This is a genomic window from Holdemania filiformis DSM 12042, assembly GCF_000157995.1.
Lineage (GTDB): Bacteria > Bacillota_I > Bacilli_A > Erysipelotrichales > Erysipelotrichaceae > Holdemania > Holdemania filiformis.
On sequence record NZ_GG657561.1, the window covers coordinates 597,777 to 622,114 of the forward strand.

The 24,338-nt window shown below is 52.3% G+C and carries 25 protein-coding genes and 1 tRNA gene; 22 read left to right on the top strand and 4 right to left on the bottom strand.

The window, feature by feature from the left end; translation table 11 throughout:
- On the top strand, positions 1-334 hold a 334-nt coding region (locus HOLDEFILI_RS15495), incomplete at its 5' end, for an L-serine ammonia-lyase, iron-sulfur-dependent, subunit alpha (RefSeq protein ID WP_006060795.1).
- A gap of 403 nt (positions 335-737) precedes the next feature.
- On the opposite strand, the gene HOLDEFILI_RS15500 is transcribed toward HOLDEFILI_RS15495, so the two are convergent.
- Complete coding sequence (locus HOLDEFILI_RS15500) at positions 738-1,088, bottom strand: hypothetical protein (RefSeq protein WP_006060798.1); 351 nt, start codon at positions 1,086-1,088, stop codon at positions 738-740.
- A 63-nt stretch (positions 1,089-1,151) separates the two neighbouring features.
- Here HOLDEFILI_RS15500 and HOLDEFILI_RS19000 point away from each other — a divergent pair, with 63 nt between their 5' ends.
- Positions 1,152-1,838, top strand: a complete 687-nt coding sequence (locus HOLDEFILI_RS19000; protein WP_039865153.1) for a DUF421 domain-containing protein — start codon at positions 1,152-1,154, stop codon at positions 1,836-1,838.
- Here the strand turns inward: HOLDEFILI_RS19000 and HOLDEFILI_RS15510 are convergent.
- Positions 1,740-3,062, bottom strand: coding sequence for an oligosaccharide flippase family protein (locus tag HOLDEFILI_RS15510; RefSeq protein WP_006060800.1), 1,323 nt, complete (start codon positions 3,060-3,062; stop codon positions 1,740-1,742). The genes HOLDEFILI_RS19000 and HOLDEFILI_RS15510 overlap by 99 nt on opposite strands.
- A 72-nt stretch (positions 3,063-3,134) precedes the next feature.
- Here HOLDEFILI_RS15510 and HOLDEFILI_RS15515 point away from each other — a divergent pair, with 72 nt between their 5' ends.
- The 7 genes from HOLDEFILI_RS15515 (at position 3,135) to HOLDEFILI_RS15545 (ending at position 12,295) form a co-directional block, all read left to right on the top strand.
- On the top strand, positions 3,135-3,425 hold the full coding sequence (locus HOLDEFILI_RS15515; RefSeq protein ID WP_006060801.1) for a post-transcriptional regulator: 291 nt from the start codon (positions 3,135-3,137) through the stop codon (positions 3,423-3,425).
- A complete protein-coding gene (gene secD / locus HOLDEFILI_RS15520; RefSeq protein ID WP_006060802.1) occupies positions 3,422-5,716 on the top strand; it encodes a protein translocase subunit SecD in 2,295 nt (764 codons plus the stop codon). The genes HOLDEFILI_RS15515 and secD overlap by 4 nt, the downstream gene beginning before the upstream one ends.
- 104 nt (positions 5,717-5,820) lie before the next feature.
- The gene (locus HOLDEFILI_RS15525; RefSeq protein ID WP_006060803.1) at positions 5,821-7,425 is read left to right on the top strand and encodes a single-stranded-DNA-specific exonuclease RecJ; all 1,605 of its coding nucleotides are present in this window, start codon (positions 5,821-5,823) and stop codon (positions 7,423-7,425) included.
- Between the two features lie 58 nt (positions 7,426-7,483).
- Positions 7,484-7,999: an adenine phosphoribosyltransferase gene (locus HOLDEFILI_RS15530; RefSeq protein ID WP_006060804.1), complete on the top strand. Its 516-nt coding sequence runs from the start codon at positions 7,484-7,486 to the stop codon at positions 7,997-7,999.
- Between the two features lie 66 nt (positions 8,000-8,065).
- Complete coding sequence (locus tag HOLDEFILI_RS15535; protein ID WP_006060805.1) at positions 8,066-10,249, top strand: RelA/SpoT family protein; 2,184 nt, start codon at positions 8,066-8,068, stop codon at positions 10,247-10,249.
- A gap of 15 nt (positions 10,250-10,264) precedes the next feature.
- Positions 10,265-11,332 carry an alpha/beta fold hydrolase gene (locus HOLDEFILI_RS15540; RefSeq protein ID WP_006060806.1) on the top strand — a complete coding sequence of 356 codons (1,068 nt, stop codon included), beginning with the start codon at positions 10,265-10,267 and terminating at the stop codon, positions 11,330-11,332.
- 874 nt (positions 11,333-12,206) lie between these two features.
- A tRNA-Ser gene (locus HOLDEFILI_RS15545) sits at positions 12,207-12,295 on the top strand.
- 104 nt (positions 12,296-12,399) lie between these two features.
- On the opposite strand, the gene HOLDEFILI_RS15550 is transcribed toward HOLDEFILI_RS15545, so the two are convergent.
- On the bottom strand, positions 12,400-12,771 hold the full coding sequence (locus HOLDEFILI_RS15550) for a DUF3899 domain-containing protein (protein WP_006060809.1): 372 nt from the start codon (positions 12,769-12,771) through the stop codon (positions 12,400-12,402).
- A 225-nt stretch (positions 12,772-12,996) separates the two neighbouring features.
- On the opposite strand from HOLDEFILI_RS15550, the gene HOLDEFILI_RS15555 reads away from it, so the two are divergent.
- From HOLDEFILI_RS15555 to HOLDEFILI_RS15600, 10 genes are all read left to right on the top strand, one after another.
- On the top strand, positions 12,997-13,308 hold the full coding sequence (locus HOLDEFILI_RS15555) for a hypothetical protein (protein ID WP_006060810.1): 312 nt from the start codon (positions 12,997-12,999) through the stop codon (positions 13,306-13,308).
- 39 nt (positions 13,309-13,347) lie between these two features.
- Positions 13,348-14,385, top strand: a complete 1,038-nt coding sequence (locus HOLDEFILI_RS15560) for a V0D/AC39 family V-type ATPase subunit (RefSeq protein ID WP_006060811.1) — start codon at positions 13,348-13,350, stop codon at positions 14,383-14,385.
- Between the two features lie 17 nt (positions 14,386-14,402).
- Positions 14,403-16,235 carry a V-type ATP synthase subunit I gene (locus HOLDEFILI_RS15565; RefSeq protein ID WP_006060812.1) on the top strand — a complete coding sequence of 611 codons (1,833 nt, stop codon included), beginning with the start codon at positions 14,403-14,405 and terminating at the stop codon, positions 16,233-16,235.
- Between the two features lie 15 nt (positions 16,236-16,250).
- Positions 16,251-16,694 carry an ATP synthase subunit C gene (locus tag HOLDEFILI_RS15570; RefSeq protein ID WP_006060813.1) on the top strand — a complete coding sequence of 148 codons (444 nt, stop codon included), beginning with the start codon at positions 16,251-16,253 and terminating at the stop codon, positions 16,692-16,694.
- A 14-nt stretch (positions 16,695-16,708) separates the two neighbouring features.
- Positions 16,709-17,017: a V-type ATP synthase subunit F gene (locus HOLDEFILI_RS15575; protein WP_006060814.1), complete on the top strand. Its 309-nt coding sequence runs from the start codon at positions 16,709-16,711 to the stop codon at positions 17,015-17,017.
- Positions 17,018-17,027: 10 nt separating this feature from the next.
- A complete protein-coding gene (locus HOLDEFILI_RS15580; protein WP_006060815.1) occupies positions 17,028-17,615 on the top strand; it encodes a V-type ATP synthase subunit E in 588 nt (195 codons plus the stop codon).
- Positions 17,616-17,640: 25 nt separating this feature from the next.
- On the top strand, positions 17,641-19,395 hold the full coding sequence (locus tag HOLDEFILI_RS15585) for a V-type ATP synthase subunit A (RefSeq protein WP_039865157.1): 1,755 nt from the start codon (positions 17,641-17,643) through the stop codon (positions 19,393-19,395).
- Between the two features lie 13 nt (positions 19,396-19,408).
- Positions 19,409-20,821: a V-type ATP synthase subunit B gene (locus HOLDEFILI_RS15590; RefSeq protein WP_006060817.1), complete on the top strand. Its 1,413-nt coding sequence runs from the start codon at positions 19,409-19,411 to the stop codon at positions 20,819-20,821.
- A gap of 4 nt (positions 20,822-20,825) precedes the next feature.
- Positions 20,826-21,452, top strand: a complete 627-nt coding sequence (locus HOLDEFILI_RS15595; protein WP_006060818.1) for a V-type ATP synthase subunit D — start codon at positions 20,826-20,828, stop codon at positions 21,450-21,452.
- A gap of 99 nt (positions 21,453-21,551) precedes the next feature.
- The gene (locus HOLDEFILI_RS15600) at positions 21,552-21,998 is read left to right on the top strand and encodes a metallophosphoesterase family protein (protein ID WP_006060819.1); all 447 of its coding nucleotides are present in this window, start codon (positions 21,552-21,554) and stop codon (positions 21,996-21,998) included.
- A 158-nt stretch (positions 21,999-22,156) separates the two neighbouring features.
- Here HOLDEFILI_RS15600 and HOLDEFILI_RS15605 read toward each other — a convergent pair whose 3' ends face one another.
- Complete coding sequence (locus HOLDEFILI_RS15605; protein WP_039865158.1) at positions 22,157-22,633, bottom strand: GNAT family N-acetyltransferase; 477 nt, start codon at positions 22,631-22,633, stop codon at positions 22,157-22,159.
- Positions 22,634-22,786: 153 nt separating this feature from the next.
- Between HOLDEFILI_RS15605 and sigG the strand changes: the two genes are divergently transcribed.
- From sigG to sepF, 3 genes are all read left to right on the top strand, one after another.
- Positions 22,787-23,560: an RNA polymerase sporulation sigma factor SigG gene (gene sigG, locus HOLDEFILI_RS15610; RefSeq protein WP_006060822.1), complete on the top strand. Its 774-nt coding sequence runs from the start codon at positions 22,787-22,789 to the stop codon at positions 23,558-23,560.
- 81 nt (positions 23,561-23,641) lie between these two features.
- Positions 23,642-23,908 carry a YlmC/YmxH family sporulation protein gene (locus HOLDEFILI_RS15615; RefSeq protein WP_006060823.1) on the top strand — a complete coding sequence of 89 codons (267 nt, stop codon included), beginning with the start codon at positions 23,642-23,644 and terminating at the stop codon, positions 23,906-23,908.
- A 159-nt stretch (positions 23,909-24,067) separates the two neighbouring features.
- On the top strand, positions 24,068-24,338 hold a 271-nt coding region (sepF, locus tag HOLDEFILI_RS15620; protein ID WP_006060824.1), incomplete at its 3' end, for a cell division protein SepF.

Consider the following 24,338-nt stretch of genomic DNA (forward strand, 5'->3'; position numbering starts at 1 on the left):
CGCCGTCAGCGCGGCGTGCGGCGCGTTCAGCGCGATCACCTGGCTGGCCGGCGGCAATCTGCGTCAGATCGAGATGACAATCACGAATTTAGCCGGGACAATTTCCGGCATGATCTGCGACGGGGCAAAGCCTTCCTGTGCCAGCAAAATCGCTTCCGCATTAAGCTGCGGCGTGATCGCGCATCAGATGGCGCTCAACAACATCGCGTTTGAGGAAGATACCGGCATCATCAAGCATGATATCGAACAGACGATCGACGCTGTCGGCAAGCTGAGCCGGGATGGAATGCGGATCACCGATCAGGTCATTTTAAATATGATGATCAACGACTAGCGTTTGCCATTCAGTGCCCAGGGGTTGAATCACCGGCCTTTGGCGGAGAAAACAAAGCCGGAACTTCCGGATGAAAAGAAAAAGCAGAACGATAAAGGAAAGATCAGCGAACCTGATGTTTCCTTTTTTAGTTGGAAAACCCAGATTCATTCTCAAGCGATTGATCGTAAAATTGAAAAGTTATAGGCGTTCTGGGCTTCAACAACGCAAAGACGAGGAAGAAGTCCGTCTGCAGACAAAAAGCTTAAAATGCGGCAGGCAGCTCCGTCCATGATTTTTCTCTTTGATGGGGGATCATCCAAGTCCAGAAAACCGGGCCGCATGTCCAGGTTTTAAGGATGACCGCGCTCAGGCAATAAAAAAGGCGATGGGCATTTTCATCGCCGTCCAAAGGGAAAAGCCGTTAATTATGTTTGCCGATCATCACAACGCAGCCGGCCAGAAAACAGATTCCCTTCGCCGCCAGCGCGCCGAGAGCAGCCCAGCTTTTCTCTTCCATCAGCAGTACGCCCAGCACCACCAGCACGATTAACAGCACCAACGCCTGCAGCAGCACCTTGCGCTTGGCTTTCTGGGCGAATAGAATTCCGCATACCGCGTACAGCAGCACGCCGCATAAAAGACAGCCAATTTGATAAATCGGCGTTCCCATCCAGTTAAAATAGTATAAAACGCTGAATAAGAACGAAACTAAGAGGGAACCGCCGAGAAAGACGGCGGCCAGTCTGAGATAGGGGTCAAGCAAGTGTTTCATGATGTCACCTCACTCCCATCTTACGCTGGAAATGCTGAATTATGTCAACAGGAGGAAGTCAAAGTGGAATATGTTGAACTCGTTTCAAAATGTATTTTTTTCTATCTGATCATCATCATCTCGCTGCGGGTGATGGGCAAGCGCGAGGTCGGCGAACTGAGCGTTCTGGATATCGTCATTTATTTCGTCATGTCGGAGGTTTACGCTCTGTCCATTTCTGAACCTGACCAGAGTATCTGGAAAGCGCTGATCGCGATCCTGACGCTGACGGTGCTGCAGATCCTCATCGCCTGGGCCTGTTTGAAAAAGAAAAAATGGCGCGACTTTTTTGAAGGCAAACCGAGCCTGATCATTTACAACGGCATGATCGACCAGCGGGAGATGAAGAAACAGCGCTATACGATCGACGATTTAATGTATCAGCTGCGGGATAAGGACGTTTCCACACCGGAGGAGGTTCAGTTCGCAATCCTGGAAAACAGCGGCACGCTGACCGTGCTGAAAAAAGAGGCCAGCAAGCTGAAGTGGAAGGATCCGCTGATCTCCGACGGCATCGTGCAGCAGCAGGTGCTTCAGGCCATCGGCAAGGACGAGGCATGGCTGCGCGAACAGCTGGAAACCGAAGGCATCTCGGATCCGGCGGATGTGTTCTTATGCCTGTGGCAGAAGAATGGCTTTTTCGTCCTGAAAAAGACAGCGCAGAACCCGGCCGAGATGCAGCACGGTCGTCACCAGCATCCCGCTGACTAACGCGATTCCGACCGCCTGCGTGCCTAAGGGAATCGTCAGAAAGCTGATGCAGGCTAAGCGCGTCAGACAGCCGCAGGTCGTGTCGATCATCGCTTTCTGACTCTGACCAAGCGCGTGCAGCACGCTACTTAAGCAGGGCTGGATCGAATACAGAATAAATGGCAGGGCCAGCGAGCGCAGCAAGCCGACCATCTGCGTCTGGTGATAGAGCAGCTGACAGATCGGTTCGGCAAAGCAGAACAACGTCAGTCCGCTGGCGCAGCCGATGCCCAGACAGCACAAGCCGATCTGAAAGAATTGTTTGCGGGCATGGTCCATGCGGTGACGGCTGGCCTGGTAGGTAAACGAGGGCAGCAGCCAGTTGCTTAGAGCGATCGTCGCAAAGCTGGGCAGCGTCAATAACGGCATGACGTAGCCGTTAAGCTGGCCGTAGGTTGTGATCAGCTGCTGCTGAAGCAGGACGCCGGCGAACAGCACAAGGCACATCGGCTCCAGAAAGCTTGTCAAGGAACCGATTAAACGGCTGCCGGTCATCGGCAGCGACAGGCTGAGCAATTCGTTGACGGTCTCCCAATGCCAGGAATCGCTTAGAGTGCTGACGTGATGCAGCACCCTTTTTTTACGTTTGAGCGCGATCAGCAGATGGACGATGCTGCCCATTTCTCCAACCGACATCGAAAACACCGCGATCGATGCCATTTTAACCGGATCGGTCGTCGGCGCCAGCGTGAAGCAGCCGATCAGAAAGAGAATCCGCGTGATTTCCTCGCTGATCTGGCAGGCCGTGGGCGGGATAATTTCCTGCCGGCCCATGAAATAACCCTTCAGCAGCCCTGAGATACTGACCAGCGGAATGATCGGTACGACCGCCCGCAGCACCGGAATCAGAACCTGCTGCTTCAAGACGACGGCCGCCAGCAACGGGATCACGATGATGAAAAAGACCGTCAGAAGCAGGTTGTTGATCACCGAAAGCAGAACGGACGCTTTTAATACCGGTGTGTAGTCCTGACGCGAAGCGACGATCTTACTGACGGCGCTGGGCAGCCCCATCTGGCCGAGCGTGATGAGGAACACCGTCGTCGGCATCGTCAGACTGTAATAATTCATCGCCTCGGCGCTGAGAATGCGCGCGCAGGCGATCCGGACAAAAAAGGAAAGGATTTTTGCGATCAATGAAAGGGTAAGAAGATGGACTGTTGATCGAATGATTTCTTTTTTCATTACTTTTTCCTCCACTTTTTATAAAGTATGATTTATAATAAATAAGTATGATTAAGAAAGGGGAGAGTTCAGATGGAATCCCTGGATCTGAAAAATAAGCAGATTCAGCTCACTCTGATGCTGAAGCTGCAGCAGCTGCAGCGTGAACAGCTTCCCGGCCTAAACTATAAAAATCTTGAGGATGTCATGCAGAAGCTGGTGTGGAAAAGGAATCAACCGAAGACTTTACACGAGGCTGTAAATGATATATTATCTTTATCGGCAGATCAGATTGTCCGCTTTTTGTCAAAGCAGGCGATTATTGAAGGGTATCATCAAGAATTATCAGAGTTTAGCGATTTAATAGGAGGAAGAAACGTATGAAAAAGGGGACAAGAACAAGTCGTTTAACGGTCTTCGTCGTGACTGTTGTTGCCATCTTTGCAATGATCGGCATCTTCGCGCAGGATGTCGCCAAGAACACGACGCTGGGTTTGGATTTGCAGGGCGGCTTTGAGATCGTCTATCAGATCAGTCCGTTGCAGGAAGGCAAAGATTTGCCGGCGATGTCCGCAGTGGCGGAAAGCGTCAGCAAGCGCATTAACGTACTGGGGGTCAGCGAACCTCAGATTTTGATTGAAGGCAATGACCGCATCCGCGTGCAGCTGGCGGGGGTCAAGGATCAGGAGGAAGCCCGGCGGGTGATTTCCTCGACCGCGAACTTAACGTTCCGCGACGTCAACGACAACCTGCTTTCCGATGCGAGCATCATCAAGGAAGGCGGCGCTTCTTTAGGGTATGAAAACGGCGCGCCGGTCGTCAGCTTAAAAATTGCCGATCAGGCGAAGTTTGCGGAAATCACGCAGAAGGTTTCCGAAATGGGAACCGGCAACAACATTATGATCGTCTGGCTGGATTATGAAGACGGCGATTCCTATGTCAAGGAAGCGGCCGTAGCGCAGGCCGGGGGCGAAGCGAAGTATATCAGCGCGGCGCAGGTCAAATCGGCGATTTCCGGCGACTGCGTCATCAGCGGCGGCTTTACGGAAAGCGAAGCGCGCGAGCTGGCGGAGCTGATCAATTCCGGCAGCCTGCCTGTCAAAATGACAGAAATTTACTCCAACGTCGTCAGTGCCGACTACGGCATCGGCGCGTTTAACAAAACCGCGACGGCGGGCATCGTCGGCGTGGCATTAGTCATGATCTTCATGTTGGTTGTCTACCGTTTCGCGGGCGTGATCGCCGACGTGATGCTGGCGCTGTATATCTTCGCGGTCTTCGCGATTTACGGCGGCATGGGCGGTGTCTTTACGCTGCCGGGCATCGCGGCGCTGGTTTTAGGCGTCGGCATGACCGTGGACGCGAACATCATCACCTTCGAGCGAATTAAAGACGAGCTGTACGCCGGCCGTTCTGTCCAGAATGCCGTCAAAGAAGGGCAGTCGACTTCGTTTGCGACAATCTTCGATGCGCAGTTCACGACGCTCTTAGCGGCGTTGATCATGTATATCTTCGGCACCGGCGCAGTCAAGGGCTTTGCGACGATGCTGATGGTCACCGTTTTCTGCACGATGGTGTTAAACGTGTATGTCTCCCGCTTCTTAGTCAATCAGATCGTGAAGTCCGGCGCGCTGGACAACAAGAAGACCTGGTTCGGCGTGAAGCAGTCGAATATTCCGGATGTGGCCAAGCGTCAGGAACAGTTCTATTTCGGTCCGTTTAAGAAAGTCGACTTTGTCGGCAAGGCGAAATATTTTATCACAACCAGCCTGATTATCCTGGCGGCCGCTGTCGTGATGATCTGCGTCAACGGTTTCGGCGGCAAGGGTGCGCTGAATCTGGGCATCGACTTCTCCAGCGGCACGAAGATTACCGTCACGTCCAATGAAACGCTGAATACCAATGAGGTCCGCAGCGATTTTGAAGCGCTGGGCTACAAGCCGAGCCGCGTGCAGGCTTCCGGCGATAAGGTTGTTTACGTCACGCTGAACCAGGCGTTGGAACAGGATCAGCTGACTTCGATCAAGGAAACGCTGACGGCGAAATACGGAATTGAGCCGAATGATAACGTCGTCACACCGGTCGTCGGCCGTGAACTGGTCAAAAACGCAATCGCGCTGTCCTTACTGGCGTGGGTAGCGATGCTGATCTACATTACGATTCGATTCAAATGGGATTATGCAGTCAGCTGTATCGTCGCGCTGGTTCATGACGTTGCGATTGTTCTGGCGATCTTCGCCATCTTCAGAATGGAAATCAACATCGAGCTGATTTCGGTTATCCTGGCGATCATCGGCTACTCGATCAACAACTCGATTGTCGTCTTCGACCGTGTCCGCGAATCCATTGCAGAAAGCCGCAAGCCGAAGCTGACAAACGCAGATTACCGGCTGATCGTCAACGATTCGCTGGACAAGACGTTGGTGCGTTCCGTCTTCTCTTCGATTACGACGCTGCTGCCGATCATCGCGCTGCTGTTAATGGGATCCGGAGCGATCGTCACGTTCAACTTCGCGATGTTCGTCGGTCTGATCGCCGGTACCTTCTCCTCGATCTTCATCGCGCCGCAGATGTGGTATACGATCCGCACGCATGTGAAGCCGAAGGAAAAGAAAAAGAAGAAAGTCAAAAAAGAAAAACTGGACGAACTGACGATTCCAGGCATCAACGATTAACCATCAGGAAGGCGGCGCGAGCCGCCTTTTGTGCATCAGAAGGAAAGCGACAGCCCGGACAGACGGCGCAATCTATGCTAAAATAGAGTGAATAGGTGAAAAATATGAAAATTGAACGAATTGAAACCCATGGAGAAGAACAACGAATCCGACAGGATTTTGGCGTCAGCGAGCTGTGCGCGAAAGTGCTGGCCTGCCGCTGTCAGGACGATGAACAAATCCGCCAGGTGCTGAATCAGGATCTGACGCTGCATCCTTGTCAAAGCCCGGAACTGACGCAGATTTTAAAACGCCTGGACACTGCGCGCCAGCGCCATGAAAAAGTGTTGATCGCCGGCGACTATGACGCCGACGGCCTGTGCGCGACGGCAATCATGAAGGAAGCGCTCGACCGGGCGGGCATTGTCAGTGGTTTTTACATTCCGCACCGGCTTAACGAGGGGTACGGCTTATCCGCGCAGACCGTGCAGCTGGCCAGGGACAAGGGCTATTCGCTGATCCTGACCGTGGATAACGGCGTGGCCGCGCATCCTGCGCTGACCCTGGCGAAACAGCTGGGCGTGGAAGTGATCGTCACCGATCATCACGTAATCCAGCAGGAGCCGGAATGTCTGACGCTGCTGCATCCGACACGGATGGGCAAGCCGTGGCAGTATTGCTGCGGAGCCGGGGTGGCGCTGCAGCTGTCGATGGCGATGACGGGTCCGCGCAAACGACCGATCATGCTGGCGGCGATCGCGACGATTGCCGATATGATGCCGCTGTGGGAAGAAAACCGGATTCTGGTGCGGCTGGGACTGAAATATCTTAACGAGCGCCAGTTTACGGCGATTGAAGCGCTCAATGACAAGAAATGCGAACTGTGGACGGAGAAGGAAGTTGCCTACCAGATCGTGCCGAAGCTCAATGCCGCCGGCCGGCTGGCCGAGCTGTGCAATATCAACAACATCGTGCGCTATCTGCTGCTGGAAGATCCGGCGCAGATCGAATCCGCAGCGGCGCAGATCCGCCAGATTAATCAGAAGCGCCGCCAGATGAGCGATAAGATGACCAAAACGGCGATGGAACAGATGCATCCTGAAGACGCTTTTCATGTGATTGCGGACAAAGAATTCCATGAAGGCATCATCGGCTTGGTCGCGGGCCGGATCATGAACGAAACGCACCGGCCGACACTCGTGCTGGCGCCCAGCGCCCAGGGCTACAAAGGCTCGGTGCGCAGCGTGCCGGGGTTGGATATCCAGGTCTTTTTCGAGGATCTGCGCGGTTATCTGATCCAGTTTGGCGGTCATGCTCAGGCCGCTGGCATCGAAGTCGCCGCGGATCAGCTGGAACCGTTAAGGCAGGCGATTCTGGCCAAGATGGAAACGTTGGATCTGGCGCTGCCGGAGCCGACGCTTCAGGTATTGCCGGTCAGCGCTCAGGAAATCAATCTGACCGCGCTGCATGAGCTGGATCAGCTGGCTCCGTTTGGGCAGCAGTTTGAGCCGGTGACCTTTGAGGTCAGCGGACTGACGATCCTGCAATACGCCAAAATGAAGGAAGTTTATCCGAAGTGGCAGACGACCAATGGCGTCGATTTGATCGACGCGATCAGCTTTAACCGGGAGCTGGACAATCCTCATCCAGCCAGCTGGATCGGTCAACTGCAGATCAATCGCTTCCGCGGGCGGGAAAAATGCTCGATTCTTGTGGAAACTGTTGAATAAAACGGTTCAATTTGATAAAAATTTGTTATAATAACGGTATTATAGGAGGCATCCATCCATGGACTTTAAAAAATATATTGCTTCAATTCCTGATTTCCCGCAGCCGGGCGTGCTGTTCCGCGATATTACGCCGCTGATGAGCGACGGCGAAGCGTTCCACGCGGCGACATCGGAAATTCAGAAGTTTGCCGAACAGGTCGGCGCGGAAGTGATCGCCGGTCCGGAATCCCGCGGCTTCATCTTCGGCTGTCCGGTGGCCGCGAATCTGCATATCGGCTTTGTGCCGGTCCGCAAGCCGGGCAAGCTGCCGCGCGAAACGATCAGCTACCGCTATGATCTGGAATACGGATCCAACGAACTGCACATGCACAAAGACGCGATCACGCCGGGGCAGAAAGTGCTGATCGTCGACGATCTGTTGGCGACCGGCGGCACCGTTCAGGCCACGATTAAAATGATCGAAGAACTGGGCGGCGTGGTCGTCGGCTGCGCGTTCCTGATCGAGCTGGAAGGCTTGAAAGGGCGCGACGCGCTGGCGGGCTACGAAGTCTTTACGTTGATGTCCTACGAATAAGCCGAAGAGGATTCTCTTCGGTTTTTCTCAAAAAAGGGGGAATGGGTTGTGGATAAAGGGAATACGATGATCACGCTGGACGAGCTGATGAATGAGGTGAAGACCTACATTCAGGATCCGGACAGTCTGGCTTTGATTGAAAAGGCGTACCGCTACGCGCAGGGACATCATCAGGGGCAGTTCCGCCGCAGCGGGGAACCGTATATGATCCACGCCGCCCAGGTCGGTTATATCCTGGCGACGATGAAGGTCGGACCGCGGACGATCTGCGCGGGGCTTCTGCACGACGTGCTGGAGGACTGCGGCGTTTCAGCCGAGCAGATGAGCGCGGATTTCGATGAGGAAATCACGATGCTGGTGGAAGGGGTCACCAAGATCGGTAATCTGAAATTTAAGGACGAGAAGGAATATCAGGCGGCAAATCATCGTAAGATCTTTATCGCGATGGCCAACGATATCCGCGTCATCGTGATCAAACTGGTCGACCGGCTGCATAACATGCGCACGCTGCAGTACATGCCGCCGGAGAAGCAGCAGAAGATCGCGGCGGAAACGCTGCAGGTCTACGCGCCGATCGCCCACCGCTTAGGTATCAGCGAGATCAAAAACGAATTGGAGGATCTCAGCTTTTACTATCTCGACCGCGAGAAATACTATGAGATCGCGCATTTGGTCGAAGAAAAAAAGGCGATGCGGGACGAACAGGTCAAGCACATGATCCGCGATATATCTGAAATGCTGCAGGAAAAAAACATCGAATTCCGGATTTTCGGCCGCAGTAAGCATCTTTACAGCATTTACAAAAAGATGAAGACAAAGAACAAACGGTTTGAGGAAATCCTCGATTTGTTAGCGATCCGGATCGTTACCCAGACCAAGCTGAACTGTTATGAAATCCTCGGCTATATCCATGCGGCTTACCGTCCGATCCCCGGGCGGTTAAAGGACTATATCGCGGTGCCGAAATCGAACATGTACCAGTCGCTGCACACGACGATCGTCGGCGACGAAGGAAGGATTTTTGAGATTCAGATCCGCACTGAGGAAATGGACAGCATCGCCGAGATGGGCATTGCGGCGCACTGGCGCTACAAGGAAGGTACGAAGTATGATCCGCATAAGGAACAGCGAGAAATCGAACAGAAGCTGTCGTGGTTCCGCGATCTGTCGGCACTGACCGGCGATCTGCTGAGCGACGATCCGAACGAATACATGGATACGCTGCAGAAGGATATCTTTGAGGCGAACGTCTATGTCATGACGCCGAAAGGACGGGTCATCGAGCTGCCTAACGGCTCCACGCCGATTGATTTCGCCTACCGCGTGCATACCGAGGTCGGCCATTCCACCGTCGGCGCGATGGTCAATGAAACGCTGGTGCCGCTGAACACGCCGTTAAAAACCGGCGACGTCGTACAGATCAAGACGTCAAAGCAATCGGCGGGGCCAAGCGAGGACTGGCTGAAATTTGTCAAGACCAACCATGCGAAAAACAAGATCCGCGGCTTCCTGCAGAAAAAGGAAGTTGAGAAAAAACAGGAGTTTGTCGAACGGGGTGAACAGATCATCCGCGACGAGCTGAAAAAACGCGGCTATCCGGAAAAAGATTATTTTGAACGGAAAAAGATTGAAAGCATTCTGACGGTGTTTCAGGTCGGCTCCTATACCGATCTGATGTACGGGATCGCCGTGAAGTCGATCTCGGTCATCAGTGTTATTGAAAAACTGACGAATCAGAAGAAACCGATCATTCTGGATAATGAAACGGTCAGCCGTTCCTTTTCCCCGGCCCGTAAAGCACCGAGCAAATCCGGCATCATCGTGCCGGGCATCGAGTCGATGATGATTTCGCTGGCCGGCTGCTGCAGCCCGATCCCGGGCGATGAAATCGTCGGTTATATCTCCAAGGGCAACGGCGTCAAGGTTCACCGCCGCGATTGTCCGAACGTCGCCAACGAGAAATCACGGCTGATCGACGTGGAATGGGACGACCGCCGCGAACCACGCAAATATGAAGCGACGATTCAGATTTACAGCCACGACCGAAATTTCCTGTTAACCGATCTGATGACAGTCATCTCGCAATGCAAAGCATCGCTGCAGAATATCAATTCCTCCGTCAATCAGGAAGAATTGACGGTATCGACGAAAATCATGCTGCTGGTCGACGATTACGATCATTTAAAAACGCTGATCGCCAATCTCAAAAAGGTGAACAGCGTGGTCAGCGTGGAACGGGTAATCCAATAAAGGAGGACTTCATACATGAAACTCAGTACAAAATGTTTACTGACAACTTTCGGCACCGCCGCTGCGGTGGGAATGGCGTATGCCGTGCAGCGCAAGGCTAATCAGCGAAAGCAGCGCTTTGATCACGACACCGGGTTTGAGCTGAAGGAATACCGGATGATCAACGGCATTCAACAGTACCTGGTGCATCGCACGGAAAACGATGAAAATCCGGTGCTGTTAGTTCTGCATGGTGGGCCGGGTGAATCCGCGATGCCGACGCGCTATCTGTATCAGCGTGAATGGGAGAAGTATTTCACGGTGGTGAATTGGGATCAGCGGTTGTGCGGCAAGACGCTGCAGATCAACGCGGATCAGAAGGAGGAGCTGGCTTCTTCACTGACGCTGGATCAGCTGATCGAGGACACGCGCGAGATCTGCGATGTGCTGCGCGCCCAATACCATCAGGATAAAATATTCATTCTCGGTCATTCCTGGGGCAGCGTGCTGGGCACGATGTTTATTCGCAAGTATCCTGACCGTGTGAAAGCCTACGTCGGCGTCGGTCAGGTTGTCAGTATGCGGCGCAACGAAGAAACAGGCTATCAGAAGGTATTGCAGAAAGCGCGGATTGCCGGAGCGGATCACGATGTCCAGCGGCTGTTGGCGCTGACGCCGTATCCCCAAACGCAATTTGATCAGGAAATGATGGATAAAATGATGGTGGTGCGCAGGATGCAGCGGAAATATCATCTCGCTGCGCCGATCTCGCTGAAAGCTCTGTGGCAAATGCTGGCGGCGCCCGACGTTAACCCCGGCGAGTTTTCAGTCTACTTCAACCTCGATTTCAAGCTGCAGCTGCCATTGCTTCAGGAACTGACGGGCTTTGATCTGGAAGCGCTGGACCGGCATTACGAAGTCCCGGTCTACTATTTGTTAGGCGATCAGGACTGGCAGACACCGTATCCGATCGCGCAGGAATATTTCGCAGGAATCGAAGCACCGCGGAAGCAGCTGATCCTGATTCCGAATGCCGGACATAATACGATGATCGACCAGCCGGAGTTTTTCCTCAATGCGCTGCGCGCGGTTTTATTAGCATAGAGAGTGTCAGGTCTGAAAAATATAAGGGACGTACGAATGCGTCCTTTTTTCGAAGTTAAAAGCCTGAAAAAAATGCACAATCAAGATAATCATGAAATCAGACAAAACAAATAATTTGGGAAAGTATATAAATTTGGATTTCGGCTATTTAAAAGAATTATCAACGATCGATATGCACTTAAGATTTTATACTAAAAACATTGTTTCCGAGAATGTTTATCATCATAGAATATGCGAATTGAGAGAATTATTCTTTATCCGAATGGTAAAGCGTAAAGAATACTTCTTTAACAATGATTTAATTCAAAGTAATTATGATTTTTCAATTAAAGTAATTAACGGTCTTCTATAAAATTCGCAAAAGATAAAAGAAGAGAACTTAAAATTGCTGATGTAATTTGAAGTCGCTCAGAATTCAGGATATTATTTTAGGGCTTTCGAGTTATCATGCTTTTGCTTCCTTGTAGTCTGAAATGCGTTCAGCAAAGAAGCAAGAAACAGATTGAAAACTTTGATTGACACAGATGAGCCATGGCGATATAGAATAATATCGGAAACAAAAAACAGATATGTTTTTGTAGGAGTGACGTTGCGACGGCATTCCATTTTTTTTAGTGAGATACGTTAAAAGAAAAATAGAATCTAAGATATAAAATGGTTTAGAAAATAATGGATCTAATGGGTTAATGGCAAAAGCAAGTTGATTTCGGAAATCAACAAAAGGGGGCAGCGAACCTTCCCTGTTTCTCCGCTTTGTTCAGCTTTGCCGTATTCAGGATCGTTCATCATTTCTAACGCCTTTGAACTTTTTTTGCATTTCTTTAATTTAGGACTCGATTTTTTGAAAAGAATTTTGTATAATAAGAAGGCACACGGAGAAATACCCAAGTGGCCGAAGGGACCAGTTTCGAAAACTGGCAGAGGTGAAAGCCTGCGGGGGTTCGACTCCCTCTTTCTCCGCCATATGCAAATAAAGCTCTCAGCCGAGAGCTTTTTTCGTATTTTCCTAACGTAATTTCCCGCAGGCGTTTAACGCGGATCTCCGCAGGCGAGATAAACCAATTGGGTTAGATCACTTCGTACAGGATCGTTAACAAAATGCTCAGTCCCAGCAGAATGCCGGACAGCTTGAGCAGGAAATGTTCGCTGGTTCCCCGGCGTTCTTTCTGTTTCTGTGCGTAATCGAAATACCGCTGCGATTGCGCCTCAGGATGCCGCGTCAACAAGTTCTTCGCCGAAGAAAACGAATAGGTCATAAAATCAAAATAACCGCCGTGGATCAAAAACTCAACCAGTCCCCCGACAAGCAGAACCAGACTGAGGATCGACAGAACATCGATAAACGTCAACAACGGATTGTCAGAAAAAAAGGCGCATCCGGCGCTGAAAACCAGCGCTGCCAACGTGAAGCTCAATAAAGCTTTTTGATTTTTTTTCATACGCCACCTCGTGGGCTATTATATCAAATCCTGTGCGAAAGATGAAACTAATTTCACAGAATTGTCATATTTCATTCCGGATTTTTAAGAATATCATTCTCAACATTGGTACGATTTTTAGTCAATGCGGTAAAATTTAAGGATTCAATTTTTCCATTATTGAAAATTGATTTTGAAAGGAATATACTAAATGGCGTGCTTTAGACAAGGGAGGGAGGTCGTGCTATGGAATCTGAAATCCTGGATCTGATTCAAACGGATCAGAAGACGCGGGAAGCGGTGGAAGAAGCGCATCGGATGAAGTTTGAGCTGAAGCGGAAAATCGCCGATACGGAGAAGCAGATCAGCGAAGACGCGTGGAAGGAAGTTCACCAGCGGGTCGACGCCAAAAAAGCCGAGCTGGATTATCAGATCAGTCAGGTGGAATCCGAGAATTTGAAAGAATATGAGCAGGAGCTGAAACGGCTTCAGGCCCATTATCTGGAGAAGAAAGAGGAATGGCGGAAAGAGCTGGTTCGCCGCTGTTTGGAAATCTAAACAGGCCAGCGAACGACCAAGTTAAAAAGGAGGGGTGCCATGGGAACCGCATCGAATGCAGCGATGGCGACCAAAGCCAAGGCGATGTTTGGAAAACGGCTGACGGCTTCGGATTATCAGCAGCTGCTGCAGAAGAAATCAATTCCGGAAATCGCTTCTTATCTTAAGAACGAAACGTTGTTTCGGGAAGCGCTGGAAGGATACAGTGAGACCGGACTGCACCGCGGTCAGCTGGAAATGCTGATCCGGCGGGATCTGGGAACCCGGCTGTCCCGGCTTTTACGGTATGCCAGTACCAGTGGGGATAAGTTTTATCGCTACGGCATCATGATGAGCGAGGTCGAGCAGATCATGGCCTGCATCCGCGCCTTTAATGATGAAGATAACTACAAGATGATCGGCGAGCTGCCGCTGTATATCGAAAAGAGTACGTCGTTCGATATCCGGGCGTTGGCCCAGGTCCGCGATTTCAGCGCGCTGCTGGAGGTGCTGGCTAAAACGCCGTATGCCGATCTGATCCGGCCGTTCTCCGTGACGAACATGGAAGATTTTGATTATACGGCCTGCGAAAGCGTCCTGCGGAAATATTTCTACGATCAGGTCATGAAGATCGTCGATCAGGAGTTCAGCGGCAAGGTGAAAAAGGAGATCCGGGAAATTTTCCTGACCCAGATCGAATTGGACAACATCACGCGGATCTATCGTTCTAAACGGTATTTCAACGCGACGCCCGCGCAGATCAAAAAAGTCATCAATCCGGTTTACCTGCGGATACCGAAACGGGAATTAGAGGATATGATCGATCACTGCAACGCTGAGGAATTCATGGAACGGCTGGCCCGTTCCGCTTATCACAACTATCTGGATTCTTCCAACTTCGCGTATATTGAATATCACGCGCAGTCGATCAATTATAACCTGAACAAGCGGCACATGATGTTTTCGACCAATCCGGACATCGTGCTGATCGCGTATCTGGTATTGTCGGAAACGGAAATTCAAAACGTCGTTGATATTATCGAGGGTGTCCGCTATGGAATCCCGGCCGATAAGATTAACCGGCTGTTGATTTATTAAGAAGAAAGGGGGAGCTTATGTCAATCGTAAAAATGAAGCTGGCGACGGTGCATGCCGGAGCCGATCAGTTTCAGGACGTGCTGGAACGCTGCGTGTCCTACGCCCAGTTCCATCCGGAACCGGCGGCGCATCTGATCAACGATGAGAACGGCGGCAAGGCGCTGCAGGACGAAAACGTCTACAACGAATACCTGAACCAGCTGAAAAATATTGGCCATAGCGTCGGTTTCGAGCTGAAAGCCGGACCGGTCAGCCGCAGCTATGAAGAAGCGGAAATTGAAGCGTTTATCAAGGAAGTCAACGAGCAGTTTGCGATGATCGCAGATACGCACGAGCTGATGACCTTGACGGACAACGATGAAATCGCTTTGGAAAAAGTGCGGAGCTATGGATTTGAGGCGATGCATGAGTGCCAGTATATTTCGTTCGGAATGGGCCGTCTGCCGGCGGAAAGCTTCAAAAAGCTGAGTCTGATCGAAAAGAAGAACTTCGTCGTTGAGGAGCTGCATAAAAGCGGCCAGTACGTCTGGATCCTGTATGCGACGTCCAACACCTTCGTTAAAGAAGTCAGAAAATGTATGGAAAGCCTGTTCATTGAGGAAATTCCAATTCCGCGCATCGACGGAAAGAAAATCCTGGAACAGTATAAGGAAAAGCTGACGGAGGTTTATTCCTATTGCGCTTATACCAGCGAAATCCGTAAGCTGTACCGCTATGTCGTGCAGGTGCAGGACGATTATCAGCTGGCTGGCTTTGTGCCGGCAAAAACAGCGGATCAGTTTGTCCGGCTGTTTGACGGGCTGAATGTCCGCGTTGATCTGGCCGAACCGGAAACGGCGCCGCAGCTGGTGCCGCCGACGATGCTGCACAACGCCTGGCTGTTCCGTCCGTTCGAGATGTTCGTCGAGATGTACGGTCTGCCGAATTATCACGATCTGGATCCGACGCCGTTTGTGGCCGTCACGTTCTGCCTGTTGTTCGGTATTATGTTCGGCGATCTCGGTCAGGGCGCGCTGCTTCTGATCGGCGGTCTGCTGCTGGAAAAAATCAAGCATAACCGGCTCGCCGGCATTGTCGGCCGGGCGGGATTGACGTCGATGATCTTCGGCTTCCTGTTCGGATCGGTCTTCGGCGTGGAAACACTGCTCAATCCGGTGCATCAGAGCCTGTTCGGCGTTCGCGAGAAGCTGTTTGAGGTCATGGACGCCAGTGCGACGATGCCGTTGTTGATCGGCGCGGTCGCGATCGGCGCAGTGCTGATCCTGATGACGATGATCATCAATATCTATCTGAATATCAAGCGCAAAGAGATGGCGGAAGCGCTGTTCTCGCAGAACGGCGTGGCCGGATTTATTTTCTACGGCTATATCATTCTGTTTTTGATCGGCATGTTCATGCCGGATATGCTGCCGTTTAATCCGGGAAGCAAGCCGCTCATGATCCTGTTCATCGGCGTGCCGGTCGTCCTGTTCTTCATGAAGGAACCGTTAAACGGCTTAATGAAGGGCGAGGGACTGACGCCGCATCAGGGCTGGGGCAACTTTGCGCTGGAAGAAGTGTTTGAAGTGCTGGAAATCATTCTGAGCTTCGTCACCAATTCCCTGTCTTATCTGCGTGTCGGCGGTTTCGTTCTGAGCCATGCCGGCATGATGCTCGTCGTCATGACGCTGGTCAAAATGACCGGCAACGCCGGACCGGTCGTCTTCGTGCTGGGCAACTTGTTTGTCATGGGCTTAGAAGGTCTGATCGTCGGCATTCAGACATTGCGTCTGGAATATTATGAAATGTTCAGCCGTTACTTTGTCGGCAACGGGAAGAAATTTACGATGATCTCATCGGAAAATGCATAAGGAGGAAAATAAACCATGTTAACATTACTTGAAATGCTGCTGCCTTTGATCGCCGTGATCCTGGTGATCGCTCCGCTGTTCTTCATCTACAAAAAGGGCGCTTCCGCTGAAAACCTGAAAACCAAGCTGATCGCGCAGATCTGCGTCTTCGGCGGCGTCTTCGTCTTAGCTGTCCTGTTCCAGTTCGGCGGCGTCCATGCGCTGGCGGAAGGCACGGCGGCCGCCAATTCCATCACCGGCACTTTAGCTCAGGGAATGGGCTTTATCGCAGCGGCGCTGGCGACAGGCTGTTCGGCAATCGGCGCCGGCTGGGCGGTGGCTTCCGCGGCTCCGGCAGCGATCGGAGCGATCTCGGAGAATTCGGAAAACTTTGGTAAGGCGATCATCTTCGTCGCGTTGGGCGAAGGTGTTGCGATCTACGGTCTGCTGATTTCCATCCTGATCATCAATAAGCTGTAAGATCGGGGATTGTCATGAAACTTTATTTGATCAGTGACAATATTGATACCCAGATGGGCATGCGCTTAGCCGGGGTCGAAGGCGTCGTGGTCCACGAACGGGACGAGGTGCTGGCCGCTTTGAACAAAGCGATCGAGGACCCGGAAATCGCGATCGTGTTAATGACTACGAAAATCGTCAACACCTGCCCGGACGTGGTATCCGATTACAAGTTGCGGCTGTCCAAGCCGCTGCTGGTCGAAATTCCAGATCGTCACGGGTCAGCCAAAATCGGAGAAACGATCGACCGCTACATCAGCGAAGCGATCGGCATCAAATTGTGAGGTGAAAACAATGGCAGAGAAGACAGAAGCGCTCACGGCGATCCTGGAGGACATTCAGGATCAGGCCGGCTTGGTTACCGATCAGATTCACGCTGAGGTACAGCAGCTGCAGGACGAGGAGATTCATTTCTTCACGGAATCGCTGCATAAGGAAACCGGGCATTACGAAGAAAAAGAAATCAGCGAGCTGGAGCTGCTGCAAGCCACGAAGACCTCCCAAGCCAAGCTGAAAATCAAGCGGGATCTACTGGCGCAGCGCCAGGCGATGGCCTCGGAGCTGTTCGACAGCGTGGCTGACGAGCTGAAAGCGTTCGCGGCTTCCTCCGCTTACGCGGATTTACTCGAAAAGAAGCTGGATAAGCACGCGAAGATCGCCGGCAAGGCCGGAACGTTCATCGTACGCGAACAGGACGAAGCGCTGATGCGCGAAATCTTAAAGCGCAAGGGCTTTTCCCAGCCGGTGGAAACAGCGTATCTGGAATTTGGCGGATGGCGCTTTATGTGTCCGTCAGAGGGCTTTGAAATCGACGAAACGCTGGACAACGCATTAAGAAATCAGAAAGAGTGGTTCCAGAACAATTCCGGATTCACATTGTAATACGACGAAAACCGAGGTGAAGACATTGAATAACAATTTGATCTATTCAATCAACGGACCGGTTGTCACCGTCAAGGATTCCAAAGACTTTTCCATGCAGGAAATGGTCTTTGTCGGCAATAAGGAAATGATGGGGGAAGTCATCGGCATTGATGAACAGTACACGACGATTCAGGTGTACGAATCCACCACGGGTCTGAAACCGGGCGAACCGGTTCGGCCTTCCGGATCTCTGTTGTCTGCGACGCTGGGGCCGGGAATTCTAAAAAATATCTTCGACGGCATCGAACGTCCGTTAAAAGAGCTGATGGAAACCGAAGGCGCGTTCATTGCCGCCGGAACGACGGTTTCCCCGCTGGATGAAGAAAAACTGTGGGACGTGACGATGCAGGTCAAGCTGCACGATCGTTTGCGTCCGGGACAGATCTATGCGACCTGCCCGGAAACCGAGCTGATCGAGCATCGCTGCATGCTCAGTCCGATGCTTCCGGAAGGCGAGGTTATTTTCGTCGCTGATCACGGGCAATATCATATCAACGACGAGATCGTGCGGATCCGCGACGATCAGGGCGAAGAACATGCGCTGACGCTCACCCAGAAATGGCCGATCCGCAATCCGCGGCCGGTCGGCTTCCGCAAGCCGATCACCCGTCCGCTGATCACCGGCCAGCGCGTCATCGACACGCTGTTTCCGATCGCCAAGGGCGGCGCGGCCGCCATTCCGGGCGGGTTTGGCTCGGGCAAGACGATGACCCAGCATCAGCTGGCGAAATGGTGCGACGCCGACATCATCGTATATGTCGGCTGCGGCGAGCGCGGCAACGAAATGACCCAGGTTCTGGAGGAATTCACGGACCTGATCGACCCGAAAAGCAACAAGCCGCTGCTGGCGCGGACAGTCTTGATCGCCAATACGTCCAACATGCCGGTCGCGGCGCGTGAAGCGAGCATTTACACCGGCATCACGCTGGCGGAATATTACCGCGATATGGGCTATCACGTTGCGATCATGGCCGACTCCACCAGCCGGTGGGCGGAAGCGCTGCGTGAAATTTCCGGACGTCTGGAAGAAATGCCGGCGGAAGAAGGCTTCCCGGCGTATCTGCCGTCGCGGATCTCGCAGTTCTATGAACGCGCAGGCTATATTGAAACTTTAAACGGAGCTGAGGGTTCCGTCACGATTATCGGCGCGGTTTCGCCGCAGGGCGCGGACTTCTCTGAGCCGGTCACCCAGAATACCAAGCGGTTTGTGCGCTGTTTCTGGGCGCTGGATAAGTCGCTGGCGTATGCCCGTCACTATCCGGCAATCAACTGGAACGACAGCTATTCCGAATATCTGGATGACCTGGCGCGCTGGTACGACAAGAACGTCGACCGGGAATTCAACACGCTGCGTCAGGAAATCCGGGCGATTCTGCATGAAGAAAACCAGCTGATGGAAATTGTTAAGCTGATCGGTTCCGACGTGCTGCCGGAGGATCAGAAGCTGACAATGGAAATCGCCAAGGTGATCCGCGTCGGGTATCTGCAGCAGAACGCTTACCATCCGGCTGATACTTATGTGCCGTTTGAAAAACAGTTCAAGATGCTGAAGATTATTTCGTATCTCAACGCGCAGGCCAAAAAGCTGGTGGCCAAGCGGATTCCGGTATCGCTGATTGCCAAGACCGGAATTATCGACAAGGTCGTCAAGATCAAATACGACGTACCGAATGATCAGCTGGAGCTTCTGGACGGTTATTTTGAGATGATTGATCAGGCTCTGGCCCAGGTGGAATAGGAGGAGAAAACAGATGAGCGTTCAATTAATGGGTTTGAATGAAATCAACGGTTCTCTTGTTGCCCTGGACAACGTCAAGAATGTCAGCAATGAAGAAATGGTTGAAATCGAGCTGGAAAACGGCTCTGTGCGCAATGGCCGCGTCGTTCAGATCGAGGGCCGGCGCGCGATTATCCAGGTGTTTGAAGGCACGACCGGATTGTCCAAGACCAATAACAAGACCCGGCTGTTAGGCCATCCGATGGAGCTGGCGGTATCCCAGGAAATTCTGGGCCGGATCTTCAACGGCGCCGGCGAGCCGATCGACGGTTTGGGCGAGGTGTACGCGGAGAAGCGTCTGGACATTAACGGTCAGCCGCTCAATCCCGTTGCCCGGAAATATCCGCGGAATTATATCAATACCGGAATCTCCGCCATCGACGGTTTAAACACGCTGATCCGCGGGCAGAAGCTGCCGATTTTCTCCGGCTCCGGTATGCCGCATGACAAGCTGGCCGTTCAGATCGTCCGGCAGGCACAGCTGGCCGAGGGCGACGGAAAGAACTTCGGCATCGTGTTCGGCGCGATGGGCGTCAAGAACGACGTCGCCGATTACTTCAAGCGCAGCTTTGAGGAAACCGGCGTTATGGAAAAGGTCGTCATGTTCATCAATCTGTCCAACGACCCGATTATCGAACGGACGCTGACCCCGCGCTGTGCTTTGACGGCCGCGGAATATCTGGCGTTTGAAAAGAACATGCACATTCTGGTTATTTTAACGGATATGACCTCGTATTGCGAAGCTTTGCGGGAAGTGTCCAGTTCCAAGGGTGAGATTCCGGGCCGTAAGGGATATCCGGGATATCTGTACTCCGATCTGGCTTCGCTGTATGAAAGAGCGGGGATCGTTGAGGGCGTGGAAGGCTCAGTCACCCAGATTCCGATCCTGACGATGCCCAACGACGACATCACCCATCCGATTCCGGACTTAACCGGCTATATCACCGAGGGTCAGATCGTACTGGACCGCTCGCTGCACCAGACGGGAATTTATCCGCCGATCGGCGTGCTGGCTTCCTTGTCCCGTTTGATGAAAGACGGCATCGGCGACGGCTTTACCCGCAAGGATCATGCCGATGTGTCCAACCAGCTGTTCGCCTGCTACGCCAAGGTGCAGGACGCGCGCTCGCTGGCATCGGTTATCGGTGAGGATGAGCTGTCGGATATGGATAAGAAATACATGGCGTTCGGCCGTCTGTTTGAGAAGGTCTTCGTCGGTCAGGGCTTTGATTCCAAGCGTTCGATCAACGAAACGCTCGATCTGGGCTGGGCGCTGTTGTCCACGCTGCCGATCGAAGCGCTGGACCGTCTGGATCCGGAAGTCATCAAGGAAAATTACGATCCGAAGCGGGCCGCGCGGATGCTGAATCTAAGCGGTCAGGAGTAGGCTTATGGAAAACAAGGTATTCCCGACCAAGGGCAACCTGATCGCTTCCAAAAAGTCGCTGGCGCTGGCCCGGATGGGCTATGATCTGCTGGACCGCAAACGGAACGTGCTGATCCGCGAAATGATGCAGTTAGTCGATAAGGTTAAAATGTTGCGTGATGAGATTACCCAGAGCTATGCGACGGCGTATTATCTTCTGCAGCAGGCCAACGTCTCGACCGGCATTATCTCCGATATCGCCGCCAGCGTGCATGTCGAAACCGGCGTGCATGTCACCTACCGCTCAGTCATGGGCGTCGAGGTGCCGTCCGTCAGCATCGAACCGTCGGAAACGAAAATGGAGTATGGCTTTGAAGGCACGAACTCCCGTGTCGATGAAGCGTACTTGCAGTTTCACCGCGTCAAGGAGCTGACGATCATCCTGGCGGAGGTCGACAACAGCGTGTACCGGCTGGCCAATGCGATCCGCAAGACGCAGAAGCGGGCTAACGCGCTGAAGAATATCAGCATTCCGAATCTGGAAGCGACCGTGAAATTCATCACGGAATCGCTGGAAGAAAAAGACCGTGAGGAATTCTCCCGCCTGAAGGTCATCAAGGCGAACAAGGCGAAGGAAACCGCCGTCGAATAAATGGTAAAAAACCGCAGAAATCCGCAAACAAAGCTGGATTCGCTGCGGTTTTTTTGGGGTTTGGCGTATAATAAGGGACACAAGGGAGGATGAGCGGCAATGAGAATAGGTTTGATCTCGGATACGCACAACGTCCTGCGTCCGCAGGTGATCGAACTGTTAAAGACTTGCGATGAAATCTGGCATGCGGGCGATTTCTGCGAACCGGAAATCTGGGAAGCGCTGAACGCACTGAAACCGCTGCGCGGCGTGCAGGGCAACAATGACGAAGATCCTTTTTTTGAACGGCTGCCGACGGTAGATGAGTTTGTCTGCGGGGGACTGCAGATTGCGATGGCGCATAGCCGCCGTTCGCTGGACTGCGTGCGGGCCGATCTGAAGATTTTTGGTCATTCCCACCAGCTTTGCGATGAGCAGCTTGGGACGGTGCGCTGGCTGAATCCCGGCAGCTGCGGGCGAAAGCGGTTTAATCTGGAACTGACGATGATGATATTGACAATTAAGGATCAGAAGCTGCAGGTTGAGCGGATCGATCTTAGCCGCTAAGAAATCCGGCTGCGGCGAGCTTTGCCGCAGCTTCGATCCTGAGCCTGAATAACAAGAAAAGAACGGAACTCTGAAATCAAAGTCCCGTTCTTTTTTCTATGTTTCAGCGAACTGTTTCCATTTGTTGCATTAGTGGATGAAAATTGGAATTTCTCAGCTTACAATCCAGCCAGCTGACGGATCTTGTCTTCGCTTAGCCGCCAGGTCGTCCATTCCGTCAGGCCTTCCGCCCCCAGGCTTTGATAAAAGGCAATCGACGGAGCGTTCCAGTTGAGGCATACCCATTCCATCCGGCCGCAGCGGCGCTCGACGGCAATCTCCGCCAGCCGCTTGAAGAACGCCTTGCCGTAACCGCGGCCGCGTTTTTCCTGCAGGACGTACAAATCTTCCAGATATAATCCTTTCCGGCCGACGAACGTTGAAAAGTTGTGAAAATACAAAGCAAAGCCGACGACCTGACCGTCTTCCTCGCCTAACAGCACTTCCGCCCTGCGTTCGACGAACAGCTGGTCGTAAAGCGTAGCGTCGTCCCAGACGACCTCGTCGCTCATTTTTTCATATTCCGCAATCAACCGGATGAACCGGCCGATCGTTACGCAGTCTTCCGGCTGCGCTTGTCTGATTGTAAAACCCATGATGTCCCTCCTGATCTCATTCTGTGCTCTATTGTACCGAATTTCCAGCCGGTTGACCATCCCTTTTCTTCCAAAGAGTGCCAGAGGAATGCGGGAATATTCCCCTGCAGCCCGGGAAAACTTCCATTACGCACATCAGGAGGGTCCGGGTCAATGGGTAAATATAAAGTAGAGATCTGCGGCGTCAACACGGCGACGCTGCCGGTTTTAAAGAGTCAGCAGATGACGGAGCTGTTCATTCAGCTGCAAGACGGCGATTTGTCGGCCAAGGAGAAGCTGATCAACGGCAATCTCAAGCTTGTTCTGTCGATTGTTCAGCGCTTTGCGCACCGCACGGAAAACATGGACGATCTGTTTCAGATCGGCTGCATCGGACTGATCAAGGCGATTGATAATTTCGATCTTTCCCATGAAGTCCGCTTTTCAACCTACGCCGTCCCGATGATCATCGGCGAGATTAAGCGCTACCTGCGGGATAATCAGATGATCCGGGTCTCGCGGCATCTGAAGGATCTGGCGTACAAGGTGCTGAAGGAAAAGGAAGCGTTCATCCATGCGAACCAGCGTGAGCCTTCGCTGGCGGAGCTGGCGGAAATCATGGGCGTTAAGGAAAAAGACATCGCGGAAAGCCTGGAATCGCTGCAGAGCGTCGTCAGCATCTTTGAGCCGATTTATAACGACGACGGCGACACGCTGTATCTGCTGGATCAGATCAAGGATGATCACGATGAGATCGGCAAGCTTTCCAGTCTGATCGCACTGAAGGAAAGCATGAAGCATTTAAGCGATAAGGAAGCCCAGATTATCAACAAGCGCTACTATCAAGGCCAGACGCAGACAGAAATCGCCTCTGAACTGGGAATTTCCCAGGCTCAGGTGTCGCGCCTGGAAAAAAGCGCGCTGCAATGTCTGAAAAAGAATTTCTGACCCTTTTCGATTTTTTAGGAGCCGATTCGATCGTTTGCACAAAAATCCGCCAGCGGCATACACTGAAAACAGGTGATAACTATGAAATTCAGTGAACTGCAGGACAAACAGGTCGTCAATGTTCAGGACGGCACCCTGATCGGCCGCGTCGAAGATTTGGATGTATCGCTGACCAACTACCAGGTTCAATCGTTTCTCGTCGGCAGGAATACCGGCTGGCTTCATTCGTTGTTCGCGTTTTTATTTCCGCCGGCGCGGATCATCGTCTGCCTGGACCAGGTCGTCAGCGTCGGTGAAGATGTGATCCTGATCCATCCGCGGACCAAGAGCGGCAAGGGGAAGGAGTAAACGGCTGGAAAGCTTTGGAAAACAGAAGCCGGAATTTCGTTCTTTTTCGCTAAAATTCGTGTGAAAAAGGCGGTTGAAATCCTTTCATTTCTGTGAACTCGGTATTCCCTTGCGCAGATTTATGATATAATGAACGAGAATTAAAGGAAGGTGCAAACCATGGGAGTATTAGATAAAATGAAGAATTTCATCGCTCCGGTCGACGATGATTACGATGAGGAAGAACTGGAAGTAGAAGAAGACGAGATCGCCGTTCCCGTCAAATATGAACAGCCGCAGACGAAAGGCGTAACCAAGCTCGCTTCGGATACGAAAATGGTTTTGTTTGAGCCGCGCTCGTTTGACGAAGCCGAGGAAGTCGCGAAGCATTTGAAGGAAAGACGCGCCGCCGTTGTCAATCTGCACCGGCTGCAGCGGGAATACGCGCAGC